28 protein-coding genes are annotated in these 26,433 nt (G+C 66.6%); 14 read left to right on the forward strand and 14 right to left on the reverse strand.

Annotated features, from left to right (window positions below; all coding sequences use genetic code 11):
- Positions 1 to 4: 4 nt before the first annotated feature.
- Complete coding sequence (gene clpA, locus C8D03_RS24100) at positions 5 to 2,548, reverse strand: ATP-dependent Clp protease ATP-binding subunit ClpA (protein ID WP_108050354.1); 2,544 nt, start codon at positions 2,546 to 2,548, stop codon at positions 5 to 7.
- Positions 2,549 to 2,594: 46 nt separating this feature from the next.
- Positions 2,595 to 2,936 carry an ATP-dependent Clp protease adapter ClpS gene (clpS, locus tag C8D03_RS24105; protein ID WP_108051957.1) on the reverse strand — a complete coding sequence of 114 codons (342 nt, stop codon included), beginning with the start codon at positions 2,934 to 2,936 and terminating at the stop codon, positions 2,595 to 2,597.
- A 295-nt stretch (positions 2,937 to 3,231) separates the two neighbouring features.
- Here clpS and kdsA point away from each other — a divergent pair, with 295 nt between their 5' ends.
- From kdsA to C8D03_RS24120, 3 genes are all read left to right on the forward strand, one after another.
- Complete coding sequence (kdsA, locus tag C8D03_RS24110; RefSeq protein ID WP_181301210.1) at positions 3,232 to 4,104, forward strand: 3-deoxy-8-phosphooctulonate synthase; 873 nt, start codon at positions 3,232 to 3,234, stop codon at positions 4,102 to 4,104.
- Entirely contained in the window at positions 4,097 to 5,311 is a 1,215-nt protein-coding gene (locus C8D03_RS24115) for an MFS transporter (protein WP_108050358.1), read from the forward strand. Before kdsA ends, C8D03_RS24115 begins: the two co-directional genes overlap by 8 nt.
- A 233-nt stretch (positions 5,312 to 5,544) precedes the next feature.
- Positions 5,545 to 6,969 (forward strand): pilus assembly protein TadG-related protein, encoded by a 1,425-nt coding sequence (locus C8D03_RS24120; protein ID WP_181301215.1) that lies wholly within the window; start codon positions 5,545 to 5,547, stop codon positions 6,967 to 6,969.
- A gap of 75 nt (positions 6,970 to 7,044) precedes the next feature.
- Here the strand turns inward: C8D03_RS24120 and queF are convergent, their stop codons facing one another.
- On the reverse strand, positions 7,045 to 7,500 hold the full coding sequence (gene queF, locus C8D03_RS24125; protein WP_108050364.1) for a preQ(1) synthase: 456 nt from the start codon (positions 7,498 to 7,500) through the stop codon (positions 7,045 to 7,047).
- A 254-nt stretch (positions 7,501 to 7,754) separates the two neighbouring features.
- Here queF and C8D03_RS24130 point away from each other — a divergent pair, with 254 nt between their 5' ends.
- Positions 7,755 to 7,982 (forward strand): hypothetical protein, encoded by a 228-nt coding sequence (locus C8D03_RS24130; protein WP_108050366.1) that lies wholly within the window; start codon positions 7,755 to 7,757, stop codon positions 7,980 to 7,982.
- On the opposite strand, the gene C8D03_RS27015 is transcribed toward C8D03_RS24130, so the two are convergent.
- Entirely contained in the window at positions 7,983 to 8,108 is a 126-nt protein-coding gene (locus tag C8D03_RS27015) for a hypothetical protein (RefSeq protein WP_282568606.1), read from the reverse strand. It abuts the gene before it with no gap.
- A 202-nt stretch (positions 8,109 to 8,310) separates the two neighbouring features.
- Here C8D03_RS27015 and eno point away from each other — a divergent pair, with 202 nt between their 5' ends.
- A complete protein-coding gene (eno, locus tag C8D03_RS24135; RefSeq protein ID WP_108050368.1) occupies positions 8,311 to 9,594 on the forward strand; it encodes a phosphopyruvate hydratase in 1,284 nt (427 codons plus the stop codon).
- Positions 9,595 to 9,597: 3 nt separating this feature from the next.
- Here eno and C8D03_RS24140 read toward each other — a convergent pair whose 3' ends face one another.
- Positions 9,598 to 10,296 (reverse strand): hypothetical protein, encoded by a 699-nt coding sequence (locus tag C8D03_RS24140; RefSeq protein WP_108050370.1) that lies wholly within the window; start codon positions 10,294 to 10,296, stop codon positions 9,598 to 9,600.
- A gap of 205 nt (positions 10,297 to 10,501) precedes the next feature.
- On the opposite strand from C8D03_RS24140, the gene C8D03_RS24145 reads away from it, so the two are divergent.
- Positions 10,502 to 11,434 (forward strand): DMT family transporter, encoded by a 933-nt coding sequence (locus C8D03_RS24145; RefSeq protein WP_108050372.1) that lies wholly within the window; start codon positions 10,502 to 10,504, stop codon positions 11,432 to 11,434.
- On the opposite strand, the gene C8D03_RS24150 is transcribed toward C8D03_RS24145, so the two are convergent.
- From C8D03_RS24150 to C8D03_RS24175, 6 genes are all read right to left on the reverse strand, one after another.
- On the reverse strand, positions 11,414 to 12,199 hold the full coding sequence (locus tag C8D03_RS24150) for a hypothetical protein (protein WP_248308607.1): 786 nt from the start codon (positions 12,197 to 12,199) through the stop codon (positions 11,414 to 11,416). The genes C8D03_RS24145 and C8D03_RS24150 overlap by 21 nt on opposite strands.
- The gene (tgt, locus tag C8D03_RS24155; RefSeq protein WP_108050374.1) at positions 12,196 to 13,347 is read right to left on the reverse strand and encodes a tRNA guanosine(34) transglycosylase Tgt; all 1,152 of its coding nucleotides are present in this window, start codon (positions 13,345 to 13,347) and stop codon (positions 12,196 to 12,198) included. The genes C8D03_RS24150 and tgt overlap by 4 nt, the downstream gene beginning before the upstream one ends.
- Positions 13,348 to 13,430: 83 nt before the next feature.
- Positions 13,431 to 14,180, reverse strand: a complete 750-nt coding sequence (locus C8D03_RS24160) for a hypothetical protein (protein WP_146170279.1) — start codon at positions 14,178 to 14,180, stop codon at positions 13,431 to 13,433.
- 84 nt (positions 14,181 to 14,264) lie between these two features.
- Positions 14,265 to 14,627, reverse strand: coding sequence for an ArsC family reductase (locus C8D03_RS24165; RefSeq protein WP_108050378.1), 363 nt, complete (start codon positions 14,625 to 14,627; stop codon positions 14,265 to 14,267).
- Positions 14,628 to 14,639: 12 nt separating this feature from the next.
- Positions 14,640 to 15,347, reverse strand: coding sequence for a glutathione S-transferase N-terminal domain-containing protein (locus tag C8D03_RS24170; RefSeq protein ID WP_108050380.1), 708 nt, complete (start codon positions 15,345 to 15,347; stop codon positions 14,640 to 14,642).
- A gap of 120 nt (positions 15,348 to 15,467) precedes the next feature.
- A complete protein-coding gene (locus tag C8D03_RS24175) occupies positions 15,468 to 16,214 on the reverse strand; it encodes a GntR family transcriptional regulator (RefSeq protein WP_108050382.1) in 747 nt (248 codons plus the stop codon).
- Here C8D03_RS24175 and C8D03_RS26300 point away from each other — a divergent pair.
- The 8 genes from C8D03_RS26300 (at position 16,194) to C8D03_RS24210 (ending at position 22,805) form a co-directional block, all read left to right on the forward strand.
- Positions 16,194 to 16,451, forward strand: a complete 258-nt coding sequence (locus C8D03_RS26300) for a hypothetical protein (RefSeq protein WP_146170280.1) — start codon at positions 16,194 to 16,196, stop codon at positions 16,449 to 16,451. The two genes, C8D03_RS24175 and C8D03_RS26300, sit on opposite strands and share 21 nt — an antisense overlap.
- An 85-nt stretch (positions 16,452 to 16,536) precedes the next feature.
- Complete coding sequence (locus tag C8D03_RS24180; protein ID WP_108051959.1) at positions 16,537 to 17,586, forward strand: ABC transporter substrate-binding protein; 1,050 nt, start codon at positions 16,537 to 16,539, stop codon at positions 17,584 to 17,586.
- A gap of 2 nt (positions 17,587 to 17,588) precedes the next feature.
- Positions 17,589 to 18,659, forward strand: a complete 1,071-nt coding sequence (locus C8D03_RS24185; protein ID WP_108050384.1) for an ABC transporter ATP-binding protein — start codon at positions 17,589 to 17,591, stop codon at positions 18,657 to 18,659.
- A complete protein-coding gene (locus C8D03_RS24190; RefSeq protein WP_108050386.1) occupies positions 18,656 to 19,492 on the forward strand; it encodes an ABC transporter permease in 837 nt (278 codons plus the stop codon). Before C8D03_RS24185 ends, C8D03_RS24190 begins: the two co-directional genes overlap by 4 nt.
- On the forward strand, positions 19,489 to 20,289 hold the full coding sequence (locus C8D03_RS24195; RefSeq protein WP_108050388.1) for an ABC transporter permease: 801 nt from the start codon (positions 19,489 to 19,491) through the stop codon (positions 20,287 to 20,289). Before C8D03_RS24190 ends, C8D03_RS24195 begins: the two co-directional genes overlap by 4 nt.
- A complete protein-coding gene (locus C8D03_RS24200) occupies positions 20,289 to 21,197 on the forward strand; it encodes an allantoinase PuuE (protein ID WP_108050390.1) in 909 nt (302 codons plus the stop codon). The genes C8D03_RS24195 and C8D03_RS24200 overlap by 1 nt, the downstream gene beginning before the upstream one ends.
- Before the next feature lie 43 nt (positions 21,198 to 21,240).
- The gene (locus tag C8D03_RS24205; RefSeq protein ID WP_108050392.1) at positions 21,241 to 22,149 is read left to right on the forward strand and encodes a polysaccharide deacetylase family protein; all 909 of its coding nucleotides are present in this window, start codon (positions 21,241 to 21,243) and stop codon (positions 22,147 to 22,149) included.
- Positions 22,146 to 22,805, forward strand: coding sequence for an aspartate/glutamate racemase family protein (locus C8D03_RS24210; protein ID WP_108050394.1), 660 nt, complete (start codon positions 22,146 to 22,148; stop codon positions 22,803 to 22,805). The genes C8D03_RS24205 and C8D03_RS24210 overlap by 4 nt, the downstream gene beginning before the upstream one ends.
- A gap of 14 nt (positions 22,806 to 22,819) precedes the next feature.
- Here the strand turns inward: C8D03_RS24210 and C8D03_RS24215 are convergent, their stop codons facing one another.
- The 3 genes from C8D03_RS24215 to C8D03_RS24225 all read right to left on the reverse strand — a co-directional run bounded on the left by C8D03_RS24215 (position 22,820) and on the right by C8D03_RS24225 (position 26,324).
- On the reverse strand, positions 22,820 to 24,355 hold the full coding sequence (locus C8D03_RS24215; RefSeq protein WP_108050396.1) for an amidohydrolase family protein: 1,536 nt from the start codon (positions 24,353 to 24,355) through the stop codon (positions 22,820 to 22,822).
- Positions 24,356 to 24,435: 80 nt separating this feature from the next.
- Positions 24,436 to 25,311, reverse strand: coding sequence for an NHL repeat-containing protein (locus tag C8D03_RS24220; protein ID WP_210203957.1), 876 nt, complete (start codon positions 25,309 to 25,311; stop codon positions 24,436 to 24,438).
- Positions 25,312 to 25,403: 92 nt separating this feature from the next.
- A complete protein-coding gene (locus C8D03_RS24225; protein WP_108050400.1) occupies positions 25,404 to 26,324 on the reverse strand; it encodes an allantoinase PuuE in 921 nt (306 codons plus the stop codon).
- Positions 26,325 to 26,433: the final 109 nt, after the last annotated feature.

Raw genomic sequence — 26,433 nt, forward strand, 5'->3', positions numbered from 1 at the left:
GCTCTCAAGCCTTCGTCAGCGGGACCTTGGGGACAGTGCGGACCGAGCGCTGCGCCTTGGGCGCATCCGGCGCCTTGCCGCCGCCATCGCCCTTCCCGGCCTTGCCGCCGGTCCCGCCGCCGCGACGCGGAGCGGCCGAGGTCGGCTTTGCGGGAGACGACGCCTTGGCGCGCGGCTTGCGGGCACGCTGCTCGGCGGCGGCTGCCACGTCCTTCTCGGGCTTGGGCTTGACCGGCCCGTCCGGGAATTCGAGGCCGAGCACCTTGATGCCCGTTTCGGACTGCACGACCACGACCTTCACCGCACCGCCGTTCTTGAGGCGCCCGAACAGCACCTCGTCGGCGAGCGGGGTCTTGATCGTCTGCTGGATCAGCCGGGCCATCGGGCGGGCGCCCATCGCCTCGTCATAACCGTTCTCGACCAGCCATTCGCGGGCCTCGTCCGACAGCTCGATCGTGACGTTGCGGTCGGCCAGTTGCGCCTCGAGCTGGAGCACGAACTTGTCGACGACGCGGGCCACGACCGTCTTCGGCAGATGGCCGAAGGAGATCACCGAATCGAGCCGGTTGCGGAATTCCGGCGCGAACAGCTTGTTGATCGCCTCGGTGTCGTCGCCCTCGCGCTTCTGGCGGGTGAAGCCATAGGCGTTGCGGGCCATGTCGGCAGCGCCGGCATTGGTCGTCATGATCAGGATGACATTCCTGAAATCGACCTGCTTGCCGTTGTTGTCGGTCAGCTTGCCGTGGTCCATCACCTGCAGGAGGATGTTGAACAGGTCGGGATGAGCCTTCTCGATTTCGTCGAGCAGCAGCACGCAATGCGGGTGCTGGTCGATCTGGTCGGTCAGCAGGCCGCCCTGATCGAAGCCGACATAGCCCGGAGGCGCGCCGATCAGCCGCGAGACGGTGTGACGCTCCATGTACTCCGACATGTCGAAGCGAACGAGCTCGACGCCGAGCGAGGAGGAGAGCTGGCGGGCGACCTCGGTCTTGCCGACGCCGGTCGGCCCCGCGAAGAGATAGCAGCCGATCGGCTTCTCGCCGTCGCGCAGGCCGGCACGCGCCAGCTTGATCGAGGAGGATAGCGCCTCGATCGCCTTCTCCTGGCCGTAGACGGTGCGCTTCAGCGTGGTTTCGAGATTGCGCAGGACCTCGGCATCGTCCTTCGACACGGTCTTGGCCGGAATCCGCGCCATGGTGGCGATGGCGGCCTCGATCTCCTTCACGCCGATCGTCTTCTTGCGCTTGTTCTCGGCCACCAGCATCTGCGAGGCGCCGGTCTCGTCGATCACGTCGATCGCCTTGTCCGGCAGCTTGCGGTCATGGATGTAGCGGGCCGACAGCTCCACCGCCGCCTTGATGGCGTCGTTGGTGTAGCGCAGCTTGTGGAACTCCTCGAAATAGGGCTTCAGCCCCTTCAGGATCTCGATCGTATCGGGGATCGACGGCTCGTTGACGTCGATCTTCTGGAAACGGCGGACGAGTGCCCGGTCCTTCTCGAAATACTGGCGGTATTCCTTGTAGGTGGTCGAGCCGATGCAGCGCAGGCCGCCCGAGGCGAGTGCCGGCTTGAGCAGGTTCGATGCATCCATGGCGCCGCCCGATGTCGCACCGGCGCCGATCACCGTATGGATCTCGTCTATGAACATGATCGCCTTGGGGTGGGCCTCGATCTCCTTCATCACCTGCTTGAGGCGCTCCTCGAAATCGCCGCGATAGCGCGTGCCGGCCAGCAGCGTGCCCATGTCGAGCGAGAAGACCGTCGCGTCCTCCAGCACCTCGGGCACCTCGCCGCGGATGATCTTGAGGGCGAGGCCCTCGGCGATGGCGGTCTTGCCGACGCCGGGCTCGCCGACCAGCAGCGGGTTGTTCTTCTGCCGGCGGCAGAGGATCTGGATGGTGCGCTGGACCTCGGCCTCGCGGCCGATCAGCGGATCGATGCGGCCGTCGCGGGCCTTGCGGTTGAGGTTGACGCAATAGGCGTCGAGCGCGCTTTCCTTCTTCTTCTTGTCCTTGTCGGCATCGTTGCCCTGGTCGGCGGCACGCGAATCGCGCTGCTGCTCGGGCTCCTCCTCGACGCCTCGGACCGGACGCGGCTCGCTGGCGCCCGGGCGCTTGGCGATGCCGTGGCTGATGTAGTTGACCGCGTCGTAGCGGGTCATGTCCTGCTCCTGCAGGAAATAGGCGGCGTGGCTCTCGCGCTCGGCGAACATCGCGACCAGCACGTTGGCGCCGGTCACTTCCTCGCGACCCGAGGACTGGACATGGATGACGGCACGCTGGATCACGCGCTGGAAGCCTGCGGTCGGCTTCGAATCATCACGCCCGTCGGTGACCAGATTGGCCAGTTCGGCGTCGATGTAGTCGACGAGGTTGCGCCGCAGCGTGTCGAGATCGACGCTGCAGGCGCGCATCACCGCCGCCGCGTCCTGATCGTCGACCAAAGCGAGCAGCAGGTGCTCCAGCGTGGCGTATTCGTGGTGGCGCTCATTGGCGAGGGCCAAGGCCCGGTGAAGCGCCTGTTCGAGACTGCGCGAGAAACTCGGCACGGATAGCGCTCCTATTCCGTTTCCAGATGGGTATGCGAACGCAAGGCTACTTTTTCTCCATCACGCATTGGAGCGGATGCATGTGCTTGCGCGCAAGATCCATAACGAGCGTGACCTTCGTCTCGGCAACCTCGTAGGTGAAGATGCCGCATTCGCCGACGCCGTTCTGATGCACATGCATCATGATCTGCGTGGCTTCGGCACGATCCTTGTTGAAGAAGCGTTCCAGGACGTGAACGACGAACTCCATCGGGGTGTAGTCGTCGTTCAGCAGGAGAACGCGGTAGAGGTTCGGCTTGCGTGTCCTGGTACGGGTCAGAACCGCGGTGCCGGCGCCGTCCCGCGAGCCATCGCCAGGCGACACCGGCCGCCGCGGGCGATCGGCCATGTCCGTCTGCCCGGCCGCCGCCCCGACAGAGCCAACCGCAAGCGCCGCCACGGTGTCACGCGACCCCGTGGTGTGCCCTGCCTGCGTCGTCGTCGCTGCCATCGTTCTCAAGATCGATCCCTGGCGTTTCCCACCCGACATAATGCTTCGGCGATGAATTTACAGACCTCGCCTCCGCTTCGCCAGTGCGTTCGACGCGATGTCGCAGCTTATCGGCATCGCGGGTGCCGTGGGTTGACCCGCGGGCCCAACCGGACATAAGCCCGGCGGCCTCATCCCAACGGAGATGCCACCCATGACCGCCAACGCCATCGTCTCCGTCGGCACCGACCTGGCTTCACCCGTCCGCTTCGGCAACACGCTGCCGCTCGCGATCATCGCCGGCCCGTGCCAGATGGAAAGCCGCGAACACGCGCTCGAGATGGCCTTCGCGCTGAAGGAGATCTCGGAATCGCTCGGCATCGGCCTCATCTTCAAGACCTCCTTCGACAAGGCCAACCGGACCAGCGTCAGGGCCGAGCGTGGCATGGGGCTTGCGGCCGCCCTGCCCGTCTTCGCCGAGATCCGCGAAGCGACCGGCCTGCCCGTCCTGACCGACGTGCATGAAGCAGGCCAGTGCGCGGCAGTGGCGGAGTGCGTCGACGTGCTGCAGATCCCCGCCTTCCTCTGCCGCCAGACCGATCTCTTGGTGGCGGCGGCGCAGACCGGACGCGTCGTCAACATCAAGAAGGGCCAGTTCCTCGCGCCCTGGGACATGGTCAATGTCGCCGCCAAGGTGACGGAGAGCGGCAATCCCAACGTCATGCTGACCGAACGCGGCGTCTCCTTCGGCTACAACACGCTCGTCTCCGACATGCGCGCGCTGCCGATCATGGCCCAGAGCATCGGCGCGCCGGTGATCTTCGACGCGACCCATTCGGTGCAGCAGCCAGGGGGCAAGGGCTCCTCCAGCGGCGGCCAGCGCGAATTCGTGCCCGTGCTGGCGCGCGCCGCCGTTGCCGTCGGCGTCGCCGGCGTGTTCATCGAAACGCATGAGGACCCCGACAGCGCCCCCAGCGACGGCCCCAACATGGTGCCGCTGAGCGCCTTCCCTGCGCTGATCGCAGAGCTGCAAGGCTTTGATCGCCTTGCCAAAGCCAAGGCCAGGCCTACTCTGGCTTATGTCTGACACGCCGACACCGGCGCCGCCCCTCGCGCCGGCTCCAACTTCGCTTCGCCCCCTCATTCTGGTCCTCGGAGCCTGCGGCTTCGCATCGACCTTCACGATGCGGATCATCGACCCGCTGATCCCGACGCTCGCCGGCGAGTTCAGCCGGAGCATTCCGCAGATCGTGATGATGGTGACGGCGTTTTCGCTGTCCTATGCACTGGGCCAGCCCTTTCTCGGCCCGCTTGCCGATGCCATCGGCAAGGTCCGCACGATCCTGATCTGCCTGCTCGCGCTGGCGCTCTTCTCCACCGTCGCCGCCCTGTCCGGCTCCTATGAGGTGATGTTCACGGTGCGCGCGGTCACGGGGATCGCGGCGGGCGGCATCATTCCGATCGCCATGGCGGCGATCGGTGACCGCGCTCCGATCCAGGAGCGGCAGGTCGCGCTCGGGCGCTTCCTGGTGCTGATGATCATCGGACAGATGTCCGGCTCGGCCTGCTCGGGCCTGATCGCGACCCATGCCGGCTGGCGTGCGGCCTTCCTGTCGGCGGCGGTCATCGCGACGCTGGCGGCCATTCTCGTCGCAGTCGTCCTGAAGCCGCGCCGCAACGTCACGCGCAAGGCGCTGAGCCTCGCCGGCGCGCTGGCCAACTACCGCATCGTCTTCGCCAATCCGAGGACCAAGCTGCTCTACGGCCTCGTCGTCATCGAGGGCATCCTGCTGTTCGGCATTCCGGCCTATGTCGCCGCGATCCTGTTCGAGCGCTCGGGCGTCGGGCCGGCGCAGGCCGGGCTCGTCATCGCCGGCATGGGCTTCGGTTGCCTGGTCTATGGGCTTCTGACCCGCATTCTCGTCGAGCGGCTGGGGCCGACGCTGATGACGCGGACGGGCGGCGTGATCTGCGCGCTCGGCCTCGCGCTCTTCGCCTTCGACTGGCCGTGGTGGAGCGCGATCCCGATCTTCGCGGCGCAGGGCTTCGGCTTCTTCCTGCTGCACGGCACCTTCCAGGCACAGGCGACGGAACTCGCGCCGAGCGCACGTGGATCGGCGATGGCGCTGTTCGCCTGCAGCTTCTTCCTGGGCCAGGCGACGGGCCCCCTGGTGATGGGCTTCACGATGCACCTGCTCGGGACGGGGACCGCGATCCTGCTGTTCGCCATCGCCATCGCCGTGTTCGGCTATGTCACGCCGCGCATCATGCCGGTCGCCCGCAGCCGGACCTGACGGGAATTCCCTTTCAGAACAAAGGTCTGTTTCAAAGGTTAGCGGAACGGAATCTCAACATCTCTGCGTCATGGCATGGTCTCATGAGCAACTGAACGCAAATAGCCTCGCATCAGAACACCGTGCGAGGCCATTGCGCCAAGGGAGATGCCGCGATGGGCCCGTCCTTCACGGATTCGTTTTTTCGGCTTGCCCGCCGCTTCCGCGAACAGGAATCAGGCGCAACCGTCACCATGTTCGCTTTTGCCGGCGTCGTCCTGATCTGTCTGGCCGGGGCCGTGGTCGATTATGGCCGCGTCAGCAAGGCGCATACCTCCCTGCAGGCGGCGACCGACGCCGCCGCCCTGGCGGCGGCGCGCCTGCCGAGCAAGGATGCAGGCCTGATGCGGACCGCGGCGAACAACTTCTTCGTCGCCAATTCCATCGGCATCGACGGGCACAACATCCAGATCACCAACTTCACCTTCCAGGAGGCGAGCGGGACGGTCTCCGTCGAGACGAGCGGCGTTCTCGACACGTCGCTGATGTCGCTGGCCGGCATCAAGACGATGGGCTTCAGCGCCAAGTCGGCAGCCGTCAAGGAAGTGACCGGCACGGTCGAGATGGCCCTCGTCCTCGACAACACCTGGTCGATGTCGGACAGCGCCGGCGGCAGCGACTCCAAGATCACCATCCTCAAGGCGGCGGCCAAGAACCTGATCACGACCGTCCTCAAGGAGGGCGGCACCAATGTGAAGATCGGCATTGTGCCCTTCGCCGACTATGTCAATGTCGGCACCGGCAATCGCAGCCAGTCCTGGCTCTCGGTGCCCCCCGACACGACGACGACCACCCAAAATCCTCCACGCACATGCGTGACGAAGACCACGAAGTCGGTCTGCACGAAGGGCGCGCCCGCCACCTGCACCCGCACTGTCGATGGCGTCCGCGAAACCTATGACTGCACGCCATCGACCTGCGTCGACCAGACCGTAGCGCCCTATGAATCGTGCAGCGGTGGCGGCTCAAGCACGACCACGACGCGCTGGTATGGTTGCGTCTATTCACGCAAGACGGGCAGCCTCAGGCTGAACGACAGCGAGCCCACGACACCTTATGTGGGCTTCCTCGGAACAAGCCAGAAATGTCTCAATCCGATCGTGCCGCTGACGTCGGAAAAGACCGTCCTGACGACCGCCATCGATAACCTGATCATCAATATCGGCACAGGCTATCGACCACAGACCTATATCCCGGCCGGCATGATCTGGGGTGTCAACGTCCTGTCCCCAACCGCGCCGTTCTCGGAAGGGGCAGCCTACGACACCGCCAACAGGATGCCGCGCAAGGCGATGGTGCTGATGACGGACGGCGCGAACACGCTGCGCTTCAACAGTGCGGACGGCAGCCACGCGACGCTGAACAGCAATGCCACCACCGCGGCGAACCAGGTCACCGCGACGAACACGGACACCTCGGCCATCTGCACCTATGCGAAGTCCAAGAACATCGAGGTCTTCACCGTGGCGTTCGCCGTGACCGACGTCGCGGCCAAGACGATGCTCCAGGGCTGCGCCACCGACGCGGCACACTACTACGACGCAACCAATGCCGCCGCGCTCGCCGCCGCGTTCCAGGCGATCGGCCAGTCGCTGACCAGCCTGCGCCTGTCGCAATAATCGCGGCAGGCGGCTGAACCGGAACCGGGTGTCAGCGCCCGTTCCGGAATTAAATCAACCGGATCGGATCCGGCTCTAGCGTCCGCGATAAGGTGCGACTCCCTGGTCCGGCAGCCAGAGCCCCTTCGGCGGCTCGCCCGTCTGCCAGAACACGTCGATCGGGATGCCGCCGCGCGGATACCAGTAGCCGCCGATCCGGAACCATTCCGGTTCCAGCAACTCGACGAGCTTCCTGCCGATACCGACCGTGCAGTCCTCGTGGAAGGCGCCGTGGTTGCGGAAAGCGCCGAGATACAGCTTCAGCGATTTCGACTCGACCAGCCATCGACCCGGCAGGTAGTCGATCACGAGGATGCCGAAATCGGGCTGTCCGGTCACAGGACAGATCGAGGTGAACTCGGGACAGGTGAAGCGCGCGAGATAGGACGTGCCCTGATGCGGATTCGGCACGCGATCGAGGCGTGCCTGTTCGGGCGAGGCAGGCAGCTCGGCATGCTGCCCGAGTTGCAAGGTCGAGGCGTCGATCGACATCGGAGGCTCCTGAGGTTTGGCGCCTTCTAGAGCATTGTCCGAGAGAGTGGGAATCGGTTTTCGTGATGCGGGGTCACGGCGCGTTCGTTGCGGCACCATCCGCCACGCCGAAGCGGGGCACCCGCCGGCCTGCTCCGTCGATTTGATTCAAATCCCGCACGTCCCGTAAAATCGATCGGAGCAAACGGTACGCTAGTACGTTTTCCAGCCACGGACTTCGCTGTGTGCCACGAGACGAGCGATCCTATCCGACCATGATTATTGCCGGCATCCTGTTTCTCATGGGGATCTTGATCGGGCTGTCCTACAACCACTTCGCGATCCTCGCCGCGAGCCTGGCCATGACGCTGGTCATGCTCCCGCTCTGGCTGGCGAGGGGTGAGTTCGGCTTCTTCAGCGTCCTGGTCTGGATCGGCTATCTGTTCGCGCTGCAGAGCGGCTTCCTCGTCGGCGGCTATCTCCGCCCGGACGAGGATTCCTGATCACCAGAACCAGACCGCGCGGCCAGCGACCGCGCAGAGCCCCGCCCACCAGGCGAGGGTGACGGCGACCGAGGCCAGGACGATCGTCGGCGACGGCCGGCGGTTGTTCGGCATGATACGGAACATAGTCGTCTCCGGATGAAACAGGGGAGCTGCATTCACCGGGGAAAGCGCAAGACGCAGGCCGCATCGGGGGCCGCGAGAGCCGGTCGCATGCCGAATTCCGCACACATCGCGGGCGGCAGGCGGATTGAGACTTCCCGAGCGCAGGGCCCTTGGCTAGAAGCGCGGCTGAGACCCTCCTCCTGCGTCCGCCACGGAGCTTTCCATGACCGCGATCATCGATATCATCGGCCGCCAGATCCTCGATTCCCGCGGCAACCCCACAGTCGAGGTCGATGTCGTGCTGGAAGACGGCTCGATGGGCCGCGCCGCCGTTCCCTCCGGCGCCTCGACCGGCGCGCATGAGGCGGTCGAACTCCGCGACGGCGACAAGAGCCGCTATCTCGGCAAGGGCGTGCTCAAGGCCGTCGAGGCCGTCAATGTCGCCATCGCCGAGCAGCTCGTCGCCATGGATGCCGAGGATCAGGTCGCCATCGACGAGGCGATGATCGAACTCGACGGCACCGAGAACAAGAGCAAGCTCGGCGCCAATGCCATCCTGGGCGTCTCGCTCGCCGTCGCCAAGGCCGCGGCCGAGGCCGCCGGCCTGCCGCTCTACCGCTATGTCGGCGGCACCTCCGCCCGCATCCTGCCCGTGCCGATGATGAACATCGTCAATGGCGGCGCCCATGCCGACAACCCGATCGACTTCCAGGAATTCATGATCATGCCGATCGGCGCTCCGTCCTTCTCGGAAGGGCTGCGGATGGGCTCGGAGATCTTCCACACCCTCAAGAAGAAGCTCCACGACGCCGGCCACAACACCAATGTCGGCGACGAGGGCGGCTTCGCGCCGAACATCAAGTCGGCGGAAGCGGCGCTCGACTTCGTCATGCAGGCGATCGAGGCCGCTGGCTACAAGCCCGGCGAGGACATCGCGCTGGCGCTGGACTGCGCCGCGACCGAGTTCTTCAAGGATGGCACCTATGTCTACGAGGGCGAGCGCAAGACCCGCGATCCCAAGGCGCAGGCCAAGTATCTCGCCAAGCTCGTCGGCAACTACCCGATCGTCTCGATCGAGGACGGCATGTCCGAGGATGATTGGGAGGGCTGGAAGGCGCTGACCGATCTCGTCGGCGGCAAGTGCCAGCTCGTCGGCGACGATCTCTTCGTCACCAACGTCACGCGCCTGTCGCGCGGCATCAAGGAGAAGACGGCCAACTCGATCCTGGTCAAGGTCAACCAGATCGGTTCGCTGACCGAGACGCTGGCCGCCGTCGAGATGGCGCAGCGCGCCGGCTATACCGCCGTGATGTCGCACCGCTCGGGCGAGACCGAGGATTCGACCATCGCCGACCTCTCGGTCGCGACGAATTGCGGGCAGATCAAGACCGGTTCGCTCGCCCGCTCCGACCGGACCGCGAAGTACAACCAGCTCCTGCGTATCGAGGAAGAGCTCGGCGCCCAGGCGGTCTATGCCGGCCGCGCCGCGCTAAAGGCGCTGGCCTGAGCCTCACAGGCGCGGCAGCAGGTCCGAGGCGCGCGACAGCGTCCAGCTCCCCGCCGCGCCGACCAGACCGACCGCACCGGAGACCGCGTCGCCGACGCGGGAGACCGGCGCGGGCATGGTCACGCCGAGCAGGCTGCGCTGTTGCTGCGGCATGGCCGCGTCGGTTGCCGGCAGTCTCTCCGCGATCTGGACGGCCGAACGCGCGACCTGAAGCGGCGCCAACTCGGCGACAGCAGCCGTGCGTTCGGCTAGAGGCCGTTCGATCGCCGGCCGGCGCGGCGGCAACGCCTGCGCTTGCTGGGTGCGAATGCGTGGCTCGGCGACAGGAGCGGGACGCGCCTGCTGAGCTACCGCGACATCGGCAGCTGGCTGCGTCCATGCGAGCGCCATCGGCATGACGATCGCTGCCGGGCCGACCAGGCCCTGGCCGTCCCGCGCGGGCATCGCCGCGTCCCCGCCGGCTGCTGCATCATGATGACGCTCGCGGATCTTGCCGTCGGACGCCACGGGCGAAACCCAGCCCTCGGCGGCGTTGCGGCCGGCATCGCCCTGCTCCGCCGTGCCGCCAAAGACCGATAGCGAGAAGCCGGCGGGAAGGGCGAGCAGCGCCGCGGCGATGGCCGAGGCCGCAACCGAGACGGCCGCCTGATTGCCGACGCCGCGCAGGAAACCGGCCGCAGCCGTAAAGACAGAACCCGACATGTCCGAAGCTCCTCCTTGAACACGATCAGGAGAGCACCGGCGCACCGGCACGAGAACGGCTGAAGCTAGGAGCAATTGCGATGTTTCGTCTCCGATTGTTTCCGAAGAGAGACAGAGCGCCGATGCTGCACCTGCGAATGCGGCGCGCAGGGGCCATGCACCCGCGGTGCTAACGCCGCTCCGGCAATCGAGCGATACCGGATGCATGGACCAGATGTCGCCGTTGTCCGAAGCCACGCAGATTCGCGACAAGCGGCTCTGGCGGCTTTCTTTTGCCGGCATGGTGCTCGCCATGGTGATCTTCGGCTCCAATTTCGTGATCAGCCGCCATGCCGTGCTGAACGGCCTGTCCTCGCATGACCTGCTGGCCATGCGTTTCGGCATCGCCGGCCTTCTGCTGTTACCGGGATTCCTCGCCCGCGGCGTCGCGACCTGCAACGGCGTCGGCTGGGGCCGCGGCATCCTGCTCGCGGTGATGAGCGGCTTTCCAATGAGCTTCCTGCTGCTGACCGGCGTGACCTATGCACCAGCCGCCCATGGCGCAACGATCGGGCCGGGGCTCGTCACGGTGATCAGCATCATCGGCAGCGTCGTGCTGTTCGGCGCGATGGTCACGCGCCAGCTCGTGCTCGGCGTCGTGGCGGTACTGCTCGGCCTGGTCTGCCTCGGCATCGCCGGGACGACGCATACGAATCCGTCGATCCTGTTCGGCGATCTCTGCTTCGTCGGGGTCGGGCTGATCTGGGGCATGTATCCGCTGCTCGTCCAGCTCTGGCGTCTCGACGCGCTGAAGGTGACGGGCATCGTCGCGGTGCTCTCGATGGTCTATCTGCCGTTCTATGCGCTGTTCTTCTTCCGGGGCTTCGACGTCGCGCCCTGGTGGGTCATCGTCCTGCACGGGCTGAATCAGGGCGTGCTCAACGTCGTTCTCGGGCTGTGGCTGTGGAGCCTGGCTGCCCGCAGGCTAGGCCCCGCCCTGGCCGGGCGCTTCCCGCCGACGATTCCGGTCATCGGGACGCTGCTTGGCATCCCGGTTCTCGGCGAGATCCCGACCGGCCTGCAGGTGGCCGGCATTGGCCTGATCATCGGCGGATTGTTCGTGGCGTCCTGGCGGCGCTCAGCGCGCGCGGCGGCTTAGCCGCATCAACCCCAGATTCCAGACGACCGAGATGGCGAGGCTCAGCGTCAGCGCAACCGCGGATCCGAGCGGGATTGCCGTCAACTGGACGGCTGCGATCGCGATCCCGAAGCCGATCAGGGGCAATGCGCCATTGGCGATGACGGCCGCGGTCGCAGGTCCGCCGATCCGCGGCTGAAGCATCACGATCATGCTGGTCAGCACCACCGGCAGCGCTGCGAGCGCCCCAGACCAGTTCGGGCCGAGATGCGCGCTGAGCGTCGTCACCGTACCGGCGAGCGTCGCGACGAAGCCGGCGCGCATCGGGATCAAGTACCAGGGCCGGCTCGGCTCATGCGTCGGCCGCGCCGCGCGATAAGGCCGGAAGAGCCGGTGCAAGCCGCCATAGACGAGGATCGTCGCGGCCAGCATGACGGGAAGCGACGGTTCGAGCAGGCGCAGCAGGAGCAGCGTCGCAAGCCAGGCCAGCATCGCCGCCCCGAGAGAGAGGGCGGTTCCGAAGCGCTGCGCCATCGGCACATAGGCGAAACTCAGCCCCGCATTGGCGAGATTGGCCGCCATGCTGCCGAGAGCGCCTTGCGCGATGAAAGCGGCGTCATGATCGAGGGCGAGGAAGATGTAGACCGGGCCGATCGAGATCGGCAGCGTCGCGATCAACGCCGCGACCATCGGCCCGCTGCGTTCGGCCAGGAGCGAACAGCCGACGACGACGGCCGCCGCGGTCGCCATCTTGACAGCCAGCAGCAGAAACCAGGGGTCGATCACGCCGCCTCGCCCGAGGTGTCGCCCCTAACCCAGCCCTCTTTGGTCTCGGCGACGAAATCGGCCAGCCGGCCGGCCGCGATCGCGGCGCGCAGCCCGGCCATCAGCTCCTGATAATAGGCGAGGTTGATCCAGGTCAGCAGCATCTTCCCCAGCATCTCCTCGGCCTTGACGAGGTGGTGCAGATAGGCGCGCGACCAGTCCCTCGCCGCCGGGCAGGACGAGGCCTCGTCGACCGGGCGCGGGTCCTCGGCGTGCTTCGCATTCTTCAGGTTCATCCGGCCGAACCGCGTGAAGATCTGGCCGTGGCGGCCGGCGCGGGTCGGCATCACGCAGTCGAACATGTCGATGCCGCGGCAGACGGCCTGCACGATATCGTCGGGCGTGCCGACGCCCATCAGGTAGCGCGGCCTGGCCTGCGGCAGATGCGGCTCGACCGTCTCGATCATCGCCAGCATGACATCCTGCGGCTCGCCCACGGCCAGACCGCCGATGGCGTAGCCCTTCAGGTCCATGGCGACGAGCTCGCGCGCGCTTTCGACGCGCAGAGCCGGCACCGAGCCGCCCTGAACGATGCCGAAGAGCGCCCGCCCCGCGGGATTGCCGAAGGCCTCCTTGCAGCGCTGCGCCCAGCGCAACGAGAGCCGCATCGCCTTTTCCGCGACCTTGTCCTCGCAGGGCAGCGAGACGCATTCGTCGAGCTGCATGACGATGTCGGAGCCGAGCAGGTTCTGGATCTCGACCGAGCGCTCGGGGCTGAGCATGTGCTTCGAGCCGTCGATATGGGAGCGGAAGGTGACGCCCTCCTCCGTCAGCTTGCGCAGATTGGCGAGCGACATCACCTGGAACCCGCCGGAATCGGTCAGGATCGGGTGCGGCCAGTTCATGAAGCTGTGCAGGCCACCAAGCTTCGCCACCCGCTCGGCGCCAGGCCGCAGCATCAGGTGATAGGTGTTGCCGAGCACGACATCGGCGCCGAGCGCCCGGACCTGATCGGGATACATGCCCTTGACGGTGGCGGCCGTACCGACGGGCATGAAGGCCGGCGTGCGGATGACGCCACGCGGCATACGGATTTCGCCGGTGCGGGCGGCGCCGTCGCGGGCGTGGAGATGGAAGCTGAAGTCGGTCGCGCTGGGCTCGGTCGTCATGGGCTGCGAGGTAGCGCAGTCGGCCGCGTCGCGAAAGGGCGCGTCCGGTGTAGCGGCTGCGCCTTGACCGCGTGTCAGCCGGTCTATCGCGTCCGATAGGATTGGCGCAGCGCGAACACCAGGATCGCCACCGTCAGCCATAGCCGCACGGTCGCAAAGGAAAAGACGAATGCGAAGAAGAGCAGCCCCTTGACGCTGCGAGGGAGGTCGGCGTGGAACCACATGTCGCGGATCAGCATCCGAAACCAGCCCTGGACCGGATGAAGCAGGATCGAGATCGCAGCCACCAGCAGGACACCCGGCACGAGCCAGCTCGCCCTGTCCGCAAACTGCCGCATCGCTTTGAAAAGACCAGGCTTCGACGCCTCGTCGACCTGCAGCACCATCAGCAGGAGCAGAGCCGCCACGAGTGCGCTCCAGACACGGCCGAGAGGACTCCTTTGATCAAAGGCGATGCCGTCAAAACCCAGCATGAGCTCATGAGGCTCGGCGACAAGGCCGGAACTCGCTGCGACGATGGTCGCCACGATCATGAGACCGAAAATCGGCAGGAGAACGGTGCGGGACATTTTGATCTGCTGCGACAGACCCATCTGGCCCAGGCCGCTTTGACCGTTGCTGATCAGCACCATGCGCCACGTCACGATCACAAATGCCAGGAGCAAGGAGACATTGGCGATCACGATGGCCGGCACGGCGATCAATCCGCCGCCAAATGCCACAAGGCGCATCGTCGCCGCCAGCATGAGCCAGGGGATCGCCTGGAGCAGCCGAAAGGGGCCATAGGAAACCGATGGCAACGCGGGTTGCGGCAGGGCAAGAGGTGTCGCCATGACGCGCACCCTATCAGCGACGGCTCAACCACCCGTTGAGCCGTCGCTTAAAAAGCTCCGCTTCGTGCCGGCAATGGTGGGCGGTCAAGCCGCCGCAGGCTTGATGCCCCCGGCATAGATTTCCGGCTTGAAGCCGACGATCGTCGCGCCTTCGCCCAGATCGAGCACCGGTCGCTTGATCATCGCGGGCTGCGCCAGCATCAGGGCGATGGCCTTTTGCGCGTCGAGGCCATGCTTGTCGGCGTCGGGCAAGGCGCGAAAGGTCGTCCCGGAGCGGTTCAGCACCGTCTCCCAGCCATGCTGCTTCACCCAGCGCTCCAGCGAGGCGCGATCGACGCCGCTGGCCTTGTAGTCATGGAAGGCATGGGCCACCCCATGCGCCTCCAGCCAGCTCCGCGCCTTCTTGATCGTGTCGCAGTTCTTGATGCCGTAGATCGTGATCGCCACGCTGGACGCTCCTCAGGCCGGCCGCTTCGGGCTGTCGAGACCGCGCTGGACGGCGGGCCGTGCCAGTCCGCGCTCGAGCCAGGCCGGAACGTTCTTCAAGCTGGCGTAATCGACGAGTTCGCCGGCGCCATAAAAACCAACGAGATTGCGCACCCAGCCGAGGGTCGCGATGTCGGCGATGCTGTAGTCGGCGCCCATGATCCAGTCGCGCCCGGCAAGCCGCGTCTCCAACACACCGAGAAGGCGCTTGCTTTCGGCGGCGTAGCGGTCGCGCGGGCGCTTGTCCTCATAGTCCTTGCCGGCGAATTTGTGGAAGAAGCCGAGCTGGCCGAACATCGGCCCGATGGCCGCCATCTGGAACATCACCCACTGGATCGTCTCGTAGCGGGCAGCCGGGTCGGCCGACATCAGCTTGCCGGTCTTCTCCGCGAGATAGACCAGGATCGCGCCCGACTCGAACAGCCCGAGCGGCTTGCCACCCGGCCCATCTGGATCGATGATCGCCGGAATCTTGCCATTGGGGTTGAGCGAGAGGAATTCTGGCCCCCAGGTCTCGTTCTGGCCGATATTGATCGTGTGCGGCTCGTAGGGCAGGCCGAGTTCCTCCAGCGCGATCGACACCTTCACGCCATTGGGCGTCGGCAGCGAATAGAGCTGGATGCGGTCGGGGTGCTTCGCCGGCCAGCGCGTCGTGATCGGAAAAGCGGACAGGTCTGCCATCGGAAGCTCCACGGACACCAAAGGCGCCGAGGAATCGACGCATGATGGGCGGGACGATAGCCGCCCTGCCCGGCCGTGCAATCTCACATGCCCGTCAGCGGCAGCAGCCGTGCCACGCGTTCAGAGCGGGGCGGCCTCGCGGGCACGAGCCACCGGGGCGGCGGCTGGCGCCGCGTCGTCCCGCTCGGCGCGGAACGCCGCGATTTCCCCGGCGAGCATCGTCTCGATCGGTGGGCTGGCATCGTCGCAGACGATCGGCCTCAGCCGCGTCTCGACGAGCGAGAGGTGGCTGCTCATCGCCTTGACCGCCTTGTTGCGCTCGCCCGCCGCCAGCGCCCGGAAGATCAGCCGATGCTCCTCGCAGCCGCAAGCCGAGCCAGCCGTCGTCTCGTAGCGCTTCACCAGCATCAGCGTCCGGCTGATCAGTTCATGCGCCTGCCGCTGGACGATCGGGTTCCCGATCATCTCGGCCAGCAGGAAATGGAATTCGGCCGAGAGCCTGAGCCAGGTCGGCTGATCGCCGCGCCGCATCGCATCGGCCTCGGCATCGACATGCTCGCGCAGCCGGGCGATCTGGGGCTCGGTCAGGGTGTCGGCGAGATGGGCGACCATGCCGCTTTCGAGGATGCGCCTGGCCTCGTAGACCACGCGGCCCTCGCGCAGGTCGGGCTCGATGGTGAAAGCGCCGCGATTCTTGACGATCTCCAGCAGGCGTTCATGGCCGAGCCGGTGCAGCACCTTGCGAATGCGCTCGCGGCTGACCCCGAAGACCTCGGCGAGGCGATGCTCGCCGAGCTTCATCCCGCCCGGCAGGCCGCCGGCCAGGAGGAATCGGGAGAGGATCGCGTGAATCGTCGCTTCGTTCATTTCAATCCGTCATACCGCATGTTCGGGCCGGCGAGCGGTCTTCCGCTGTCCGCCAACGACGCCTCCGATCATCCCCACTCTATCATCGGCGGCCCGAATCTTATGCACATTCTATTTGCGATTGTGCACAAAATTGACACGACCATGCGCTATGGCCGCGCCTGTTCCCGTGATGAAACCGATTCCGGAACCGCCCTCATCCATCTGAAATTACGACATCTTTTCAAGGCGTCATGAGTCGTCCGGCAATTGGCATGGCGGTTGCTAAAGCCTTCGGATGTCCGCGCCACCTGGGAGCGCGCCGAAGCTGAGAGGCCAGACCATGGATACGCTTTTCGAGGGCCAGCCGACCCGCCGCGCCTTGCTCCGGGCCGGAGCCGCGGCCTCCGTGCTGATCGCCTCTCCGGCCGTGCTGCGCGCGCAGACCAAGGAACTCGTCGTCGGCGGCGCCGCCGGCCACAAGCCCTGGGTCGAGCAGATCGTCACCCCCGCCTTCGAGAAGAAGTACAACTGCAAGGTGCTGTTCGAAGGCACGCGCTCCCTCGTCAATCTCGAGAAGATGCAGAAGAACAAGGGCAGCCAGTACATGTCGGTCGTCCAGATGGACGATCCCGTCATGATCCTGGCGGTCAAGGAGGGCCTGCTCGAGCCGCTGACCGTCGCCAAAGCGCCCAACCTCGCCGACCTGCTGCCTGGATCGACCCATATGGAGGGGATGTGGGCAAACTACCTCCAGCCCTGGCTCGGCGTCGCCTACAGCAAGAGCGCGATGAAGACCCCGCCCTCCTCCTGGGCCGAGATGTTCGACCCGAAATACAAGGGCCGCATCGTCATCCCGTCGCTGCAGAATACGGAAGGCCTGCCCTCGCTGTTCGTCGCCGGGCTGCTCGCAGGGGGCACGATAGAGAGCGTGCAGAAGGACACCGATGCCGGCTTCAAGAAGCTGGCTTCGCTGAAGCCGAACCTGCTGACGATCTACACCCAGCAGCCGCAGGCCTTCAATCTGCTCGAACAGGGTGAGGCCTGGATGATCGGACCGGCGATGTCGTCCTATGCGCTGGAGCGCAAGGCGGCCGGCGCGCCGATCGATCTCGTCGCGCCGAAGGAAGGCGTCTTCGCGATGCCGTCGGGCATCGCCGTGATCAAGGGCGCGCCGCAGGCCGAGCTCGCCTTCGCCTATGTCAACGAACTGCTCGGGGCCGAACTGCAGAGCAAGCTCGCCGGGCCGACCTTCTCGCTCGCCACCAACAAGGCCGTTCCGAAACCGGAGGGCCTGGGCGCCGACGTCAAGATCCACCAGATCGACTGGGCCAATGTCGCGGCCCAGCGCAATGACTGGGTCAAGCGCTGGGACCGCGAGATGGCGATCTGAGCATGGCGGACGGTTTCCTCTCCGTCGCCGGGGCGGCGAAGACGTTCGGCAGCGCCCTGGTCCTGGACGGCGTCGACCTCTCGATGAGCCGCGGCGAGTTCATCTCGCTGCTCGGCCCCTCGGGCTGCGGCAAGACCACGCTGCTGCGCATCGTGGCCGGGCTGATGCGGCCCGACCAGGGCAAGGTCGCCCTCGACGGAGAGGACATCACACGGCGCCCGCCGCATCGGCGCGACGTCAGCGTCGTGTTCCAGAGCTATGCGCTGTTTCCGCATCTCACCGTCGCGGAAAACGTCGCCTTTGGGCTCAAGGCACGCGGGGCGCCCGCAGCCGACGTCGCGCCCGCAGTCGCGCGCTTCCTCGACCTCGTCCAGATGGGCGCCTATGCCGGGCGCTCGATCAAGGCCCTCTCGGGCGGCCAGCAGCAGCGTGTCGCAGTGGCGCGCGCGCTGGTCGTCGGGCCGAAGCTCCTCCTGCTCGACGAGCCATTCTCGGCGCTCGACCGCAAGCTGCGCGAGACCATGCAGATCGACCTGAAGCGCCTGCTGCGCGAGGTCGGCACCACCGCGATCTTCGTCACGCATGACCAGGACGAGGCGCTGACGATGTCGGACCGCATCGCGGTGATGTATCGCGGCCGCATCGAACAGCTCGACACGCCGGCCGAGATCTACCGCAAGCCGGCCACGCCTTTTGCGCTCGGCTTCGTCGGTCTGTCGACACGCCTGCCCGGCAAGGTCACCGAATCGGCCGGTGGCATCGTCACCGTCGCGACGGCCGCCGGCCTGCTGCGCGCCAGAGGCAACTTCCTGCCGGGCAGCCCCGTCCTCGTCGGCGTACGGCCTGAACGCATCGCACTCGACCACGACCGTGCCAACCGGATCGAGGCGCCGCTCTCCGATGCCGCCTTCCAGGGTGCCCGCGTGCAACTGCATTTCCAGGCACCTGAAGGCGGGCAGATCCTGGTCGAGGCCCCCGCTTTGCCAGCCGCGGCGGGACCCGGCACGAAACTCCCGCTGTCCTGGGATGTCGAGGACACGCTGATCTACCCTGCGCCGGACAGTTCGCCATGACTGCCGCGCGCCGTCTCGACCCGGTCATCCTGCTGGCCCTGCCGGCCGTTCTCTATCTCGCCATCGTCTATGGCGTGCCGCTTCTGGTGCTGCTCGGGCGCAGCATCATGGTCGGCGGGGTGCCCTCGCTGGCCCCCTTCGTCGGATTCCTGTCCGATCCCTTCAGCTGGACCGTGATCGGCAACACCGTCCGCATCGCGGTGATGGTCACGCTGGTCTGCCTCGTCATCGGCTATCCAACGGCACTGGCGCTGTCGCGGGCCAGCGGACTGGCGCAGGCCCTGATCCTGGTCGCGATCATCCTGCCGCTCTCGGTCGGCGTGGTGGTCAAAGCCTTTGCCTGGCAGATCGTGCTGCGGCGCGACGGCGTCGTCTCGCAACTGATGATGGGTCTCGGCTTATGGAACGAGCCGCAGCGCCTGCTCTTCACCGAAGCCGGGCTGGTGATCGGCGCGGCCAACGTCTTCGTGCCCTTCATGATCCTGCCGATCTATTCGGTGCTGAAGCTGGTCGATCCGCGCCTCGGCGAGGCGGCCGCGACGCTCGGCGCCTCGCCGCTCTACCGCTTCTTCAAGGTCGCGCTGCCGCTGTCGCTACCGGGCATCGTCACCGGCATCGCCTTCGTGTTTTCGATGGCGGCCTCGATGTATGTGATCCCGAACCTACTGATCGGTGACCGCTTCCAGACGCTGGCGACGCTGACCGGCCGCTCCTTCCTGTTCATGCGCAACGAACAGCTCGGATCGACGACCGCCGTGGTGCTGCTGGTGCTCACGGTTGCCGTCGTGGTCGGGAGCGCCGCGCTGTCGAAGCGGCTGGGAGGAGCCTCGTGACCGCCATCGAACGCATCGCCTCGGTCGTCGTCTGGACGCTGGCCGCCTTCACGGTGGTCTTCCTGCTGACGCCGCTCGTCGTCACGGTCATGGTCTCGTTCGGGTCGAGCGCCGTCTTCACGCTGCCGGCGCCGAGCTGGTCGCTGCGCTGGTATCAGGCGCTCGGCCGCTCGCGCGAACTCTGGCCGGTCGTCGCGGCCTCGGTCCAGCTCGCGGCGCTCTCGACCGTGGTGGCGCTGGCACTGGGGACGCTCTGCGCCATCGGCCTGCTGCGCAGCCAGTTCCGGGCGCGCGACGCGATCGTCACCTTCCTGGTGTCGCCGCTGATGCTGCCCGGCCTCGTCATCGGCATCGCGATGCTGGAAACCTTCCGGGCGGCTGGTTTGCGCGATGTCTGGGTCAGCCTGATCCTGGCCCATGTCGTGATCACGCTGCCCTATGTGGTGCGGACGGTCTATGCGGCGCTGTCACTGTTCGACTTCACCCTGATCGATGCCGCACGCACGCTCGGCCTGCCCTATCCGAAGGCGGTGATGAAGGTGCTGGTGCCGGCGCTGGCTCCAGCCTTCCTCACCTCGGGCATGTTCGCCTTCCTGGCCTCGATGGACAATTATCCGATTTCGATCTTCTTCACCGATGCCTGGACCAAGACCTTGCCGATCCAGATGCTGCAATATGTCGAGGAAAGCCCCGATCCGACGATCGCGGCGATCTCTGCCCTGCTGATCCTGCTGGCGGCCGGCGTGCTCATCATCGGCGACCGGCTGGTGGGGCTGCGCCGGATGGCCGATCTCTGATGTCGCCCATGCCCGAGGGCGACCGCGACTTTCGCGGTTACGGCGCCAATCCGCCCGCCATCCGCTGGCCGAACGGCGCACGGCTCGCCGTCTCCGTCGTCGTCAATGTCGAGGAGGGCGCGGAGCTTTCGATCGGCCAGGGCGACGAGCGCAACGAGAGCGTCTACGAGGTCGTCGAGGAAATCACCGGCGTCCGCGATCTCTGCATGGAATCGCATTTCGAATACGGCCCGCGCGCCGGCTGGCCGCGCATCCGCGCGCTGCTCAAGAGCTATGGTGTCAGCGCGACGCTCAACGCCAATGGCCGGGCCGTCGCGCTCTCGCCCTGGCTCGCGCAGGAGGCGGTCGCAGACGGCCACGAGGTCGCGGCCCATGGCTGGCGCTGGGAGCGCCACGCCGGCATGAGCGAGGCGCAGGAGCGCGAGGCGATCGCGCGGGCCGTGTCGGCGATCACGGAGGCGGCCGGCACGCCGCCGGTCGGCTGGCACACGCGCTCGGCGACGTCGGTCAACACCCGCCGGCTGCTGCGTGAGCATGGCGGTTTCCTGTACGATTCCAACGCCTACAATGATGACCTTCCGTTCTTCGTCGATGTCGAGGGGGCCGAACACCTCGTCCTGCCCTATGCCTTCGACACCAATGACATGCGCTTCCAGCGCGGTGGTGGCTTCGTCTTCGGCGATGATTTCGCACGCTACTGCATCGATGCCTTCGACCGGCTCTACGACGAAGGCGGCGACGCACCGCGGATGATGTCGGTGGGGCTGCATCTGCGGATCATCGGGCGGCCGGGCCGGATCGGCGGGCTGGAGCGTTTCCTGGCCCATGCCGCCTCAAAGCCCGGCGTCTGGTTCGCCCGCCGCGACGCCATCGCCCGGCACTGGCTGGCGGCAAGCGGCAAGGGTTGAGAAGCGCTGCCCATGCCGCCGATCCTGATCTAGAGTTGCAGGCATGACCCAACGCGACCTCGAAGGCTATGCCGGTGCGTGGCCCGACATCACCTGGCCGAACGGCGCGAGGCTCGCCGTCTCGGTCGTGGTCAATTTCGAGGAGGGTGCGGAGCTTCAGGTCGGCGACGGCGATGCGCGCTCGGAAACCATGGGCGAGGTGATCAGCGTCGTGCCTGCGGGGAAACGCGACCAGGGTCAGGAGCAGATCTTCGGCTACGGCATGCGGGCCGGCCTCTGGCGGATGCTCGACGCGCTCGACGAGACTGCGATCCGGTCGACAATCTTCTTTTGCGGGCGCGCGGTCGAGCGGGTTCCGGCCCTCGCGCGGATCGTCGTGGAGCGTGGCCACGAACCGGCCGTGCATGGCTGGCGCTGGCGCCCGCATGCGGACTACGACACGCGTGAAACCGAGGCTGCCGACATCGACCGCTGCGTCGAGACGATCACCGCCGCGACCGGCGTCAGGCCAGCCGGCTTCTTCTGCCGCGGCGGCGAGAGCCCGTGGACGCGCTCGCTGCTGGCCGAGCGCGGCTTCCTCTACACCTCCAACGGCTTCGACGACGACCTGCCCTATTGGGACCGGACCCTGCCCGGGGCGCCATTGCTCGTGGTGCCCTATTCGCTCGACAGCAACGACATGAAGTTCTTCCATCCCAACGGCTTCGTCCGGGCGCGGGAGATGGTGGACTACGTGACCGACGCGCTCGACGTACTGGAGGCCGAGGCCGAACGCGGCCTGCCGCGCCTGCTCAATATCGGCTTCCATCTCCGCATCGTCGGGCGACCCGCGCGGCTCGCGGCCTTTCGCGATATCCTGCGCCTGCTGGCCAAGCGACGCGGGCGCATCTGGATCGCCAGCCGTGCCGAGATCGCGCGCGCCTTCATCGCCGCCGTGCCGGAGAGCCCATGACGCGCCTGCTGCTGATCAACCCCAACACCAATGCCGCCACGACCAGCATGATGCGCGCCATCGCCCAGGCGGCCGCACCCGGCGGGACCGTGATCGACGCGATGAGCGCGCCCTATGGCGTGCCGCTGATCACCAATGAGGAGGCCCTGGCACAGTCTGCCAAGGCCGTGCAGGCGCTCGCCGGCACGATCGCCACGACGCCGCCCGACGGCGTCATCATCTCGGCCTTCGGCGACCCCGGGCTGGCGGCGTTGCGGCTGCGCCTCGCCTGCCCAGTCACCGGCATCGCCGAGGCCGGCATGGCGGAGGCAGGCTCCGGCCGCCGGCCCTTCGCCGTGGTGACGACGACGCCCGATCTCGTCGACTCGATCACGGCCCTGGCGCACGCCTATGGCCATGGCGCGACGATGCGCGGCGTCGCGCTGACGGAAGGCGACGTTCATGCCGTGATGGCCGACCAGGCCACGCTGGTGGAGGCGCTCGCCAAGGCTTGCGCCCATGCTATCGAGACACTCGGGGCAAAGGCGCTGGTGATCGGCGGCGGGCCGCTCGGACAGGCCGCTCAGTCGCTCAATCTGCGCTTCCCGGTCCCGGTCATCGCGCCGATCCCCGCCGCCGTGCGACTGGCGCAGAAGCGGATCGCGCGGGGTTTCTGAGTACCTCCCGCGCCTCAGAAGCGCCCGCTCGGCCGATAGAACGGCTCGTCCCCCTGCCCGTCGAGATAGCCGTCATAGAAGCACCGGACATGCGGCAGCAGCGCCTGCGACAGCGCCACGCGGCCCTGCTCCGCCGATGTCCTCGGTTTCGCCAGCGCCTCGGCGATTCCGGCCAGTACCGCGTCGCGGTCGAGCCTAGTGAAGCGCCGCTCGCGATAGACGAACTCGCCGCCGATCATGACGCTGTGCACCGCCTTCGCCTTGGCGCGCTGGACCAGCACGTCGACGAAGCCGAGCGCAGCGTCCTGATAGGGGAAGGTCACGGCAGGCCAGTCGAACAGCACGAGATCGGCCGCCATGCCGGGATCGAGCCGGCCGATGCGCCCGGCGAAGGGCGTGGTGCCGGCGCCGCCCTCCGTCGCCATGCGCAGCACTTGGGCTGATGAGGGATGGGGCGCATCGATGCCGGGCTCGCGATGGGCGCGCAGCACGAGACGCATCTCCTGCAGCATGTCGCGATCGTCGTTGATGCCGGCCTCGTCGATGCCGAGGGCGACCGGAATGCCACGCGCCAGGAAACGGTTGACGGGGGCCACACCGCTTTTCAGGCGGAAATTCGACGAGCAGTTGTGGCAGACGCAGACGCCGCGCTCGGCCGCGAGTTCGATGTCCGCCTCGCTCATCCAGACACCGTGGCCGATGGTGAAATGCGGGCCGAGCAGACCGAGTTTGTCGAGATGGGCGAGCGCCGAGCCGCCGGTGCGCTTGCGGGCATAGGCCTTCTGATAAGGCGTCTCCAGCACATGCATATGCACGGGCAGGCCGGTGCGGCGCTGGAGCTCGCCGGTCACCTCCAGCGCCTTTTCCGAGAGCCAGTGGAGGTTTGCCGGCGCGATCTGGATGCGGATTCGATCGCCCGCGCCATGACGGGCGACAAGTTCGTCGAATACCGCGACCTGGTCAGCGAGCGGCACGGTGAAGCGCTGGAAGAAGGCGCTCGCGGCCGGGCGCAGCTCTTCGGGCAGGCGCGCGACGAAATCCTGATCAGCCTCGTAGACGAGCCGGTTCTGATCGCGCAGCGCCATCGAATAGGAGGCGCGCATGCCGATATCGCGATAGGCGGCGATGACCTTCTCGGCCGCAGCGAGGATGTCCGTCGGCGTGCCGGGCGCACGGCTGTGCAGATGCTGGACCGTGGTGACGCCGCTCTCGATCATCTCGAAGGCCGAAAACAGCGTGTCCGCATGGAGATCGACATCACGCAGCGCGATGCGGCTGGCGAACCAGAGTTCCAGCGGATGGTCGGGCGAGCCGAGTTGCAGCGGCGTCAACCCGACATGATGATGCGCATTGACGAAGCCGGGCGTGATCGCGAAATCGGCGCCGCCGCTGATCGTGGCTTCGGGATAGCGGTCTTTCAGCTCTGCCAGGGCGCCGGTCGCGACGATGACGCCAGCTTCGCAGACCACGCCCGCATCGTGAAGGATCATCGGCTCACCGGCTGCGTCGAAGCCGGTGAGAAGCGTTGAACCCCAGACGATATCGGTCATGCCGGTCCCGCCAAAACAGCCTCGGCCTTCATATGCGGTCGCCTCCCCGCGCCTTCATGGCCAGGCGGTCAGCCATTATTTCAATCCAGCAGCCGCAGACGCGTGAGACGGCTCGGGCTGCTCTCGGCCAGCAGGATGTCGCCGCCAGGCATGCCGAAGATGCCGTGCGCACCCATCAGGAAGGGCCGGCAGCGGCCGAGCTTCTCGCCCATCGGGCCGATCTTCTGAAGGGTCGGCTGCGTGTCGGTGACATAGGTGTTGCCAGCCTCGTCGCCCCAGATCGCCACGGGATCGCGGAAATGGGTCCAGCTCGCGAGGTGATTGCCGTTGCGGTCGAAGACCTGGACGCGGTCATGGGTGCGATCGACGACGACGACGCGGCCATCGGCATGGGTCCAGATCGCGTGCGGCCAGCCGAACTGGCCGTCACCGTCGCCATGCTCGCCCCAGCTCTGGATATGCACGCCATAGGCCGAGAAGCGGTGGACGCGGCTCGCGGCATAGCCATCGGCGACGTAGATGTCGCCCCAGGCCGAGACATGCACATCGGTCGGGTGGTTGAACGGCGCCAGCGGCTCGCCGCGCTGGCCGAGCCCGCCGAGCCGCTCGCCCGTGACCGAGCAGATGATGATCTCGTGCATGTCGCGGTCAACGCAGAGGATACGGCCCTGGGCGTCGGCCGTGAGCATGTGCGAATCCGCGATCAGGTCCCCGCCCCAGCCACCGAGATAGTCGCCCTCGGGCGACAATTCGACTACGCGCGGATCGTTCGGCTGGGTCAGCGGATCGTGCCGCAGCATCACGAAGACATGCCCGCGGGAATCGACCGTCACATCGGTGACGAAGCCCGCATTCTGCGGCCAGGAGCCGAACGGGCGTTCGACGAGGTAGCGGGCGTCGCCAAGCGCGACGATGAGTTCTGGAGCGGGCAAGAGATCGTCCTTGTATGGGGTCACGCGCCGTCGCCGTCATTCTCGGCCGGAGCGCAGCGAAGAGTTGAGAATCTCGTCGAAGAGATGCTCGGGTCAAGCCCGAGCATGACATGCAATCAGCCGAGTTCACCCGCAAACGGATGCGTCTTCGCCCAATGCTTCGCAATGTCGAGCCGGCCGGTGACCCAGACGCCCTCATGCTTCTGGACATAGTCGAGGAAGCGGGCGAGGCCGGCAGCGCGGGCGGGATGACCGATCAGGCGCATGTGCAGGCCGACGGACATCATCTTGGGCTGCGTCGCGCCCTCGGCGTAGAGCATGTCGAAGGCGTCCTTGTGCCACTCGAAATAATCGTTCGAGGTGGCGAAAAAGCCCGAGCCGAACTTGCCGTCATTGTTGACGAGCGAATAGGGCACGACCAGATGCGGCTTGCCGTCGACGACCTTCCAATAAGGCAATTCGTCATCGTAAGCGTCTGAATCGTAGAGGAAACCGCCCTCCTCCACGATGAGCTTGCGGGTGTTCACGCTGGGGCCATAGCGGCAATACCAGCCGAGCGGGCGCTCGCCGACGGTGGCCTTGAGCGAGGTGATCGCCCTGGCGATGTGCTCGCGCTCCTCGGCCTCGGTGAGGTCGTAGTGCTTGATCCAGCGCCAGCCATGGCAGCAGACGTCGAAGCCCGAGGCCTTGATCGCGGCGGCTGCCGCGGGATTGCGCTCGATCGCCAGCGCGCAGCCGAACACCGTCATGGCCAGGTCGCGCTCCTGGAAGAGACGCATCAGCCGCCAGAAACCGACGCGGCTGCCATAGGCGAACATGCCCTCGCCGGCGAGGTCGCGGCCCTTGACGCCGGTCGGCAGGCCGTTCGCCTCGGTCAGGGCGATTTCGGTGAAGCCCTCGCCATCCTGCATCGAGGGCTCGGAGCCCTCCTCGTAATTCATCACGAAGTTGATCGCGATGCGGGCACCGTTCGGCCATTGCGGATTGGGCGGATTGGCGCCGTAGCCGATCAGGTCGCGGTCATAGGTGGCGGTCATAGGCGGTCTCCGTATTTGCGGTCATTCCGGGACGGGCCGAAAGGGCCGAACCCGGAACCCACGACCGGGTGCAACCGGCGGGATACTTTGAGGCTGCACCCAGCCATGG

This window comes from Bosea sp. 124, from assembly GCF_003046175.1.
Classification (GTDB): domain Bacteria; phylum Pseudomonadota; class Alphaproteobacteria; order Rhizobiales; family Beijerinckiaceae; genus Allobosea.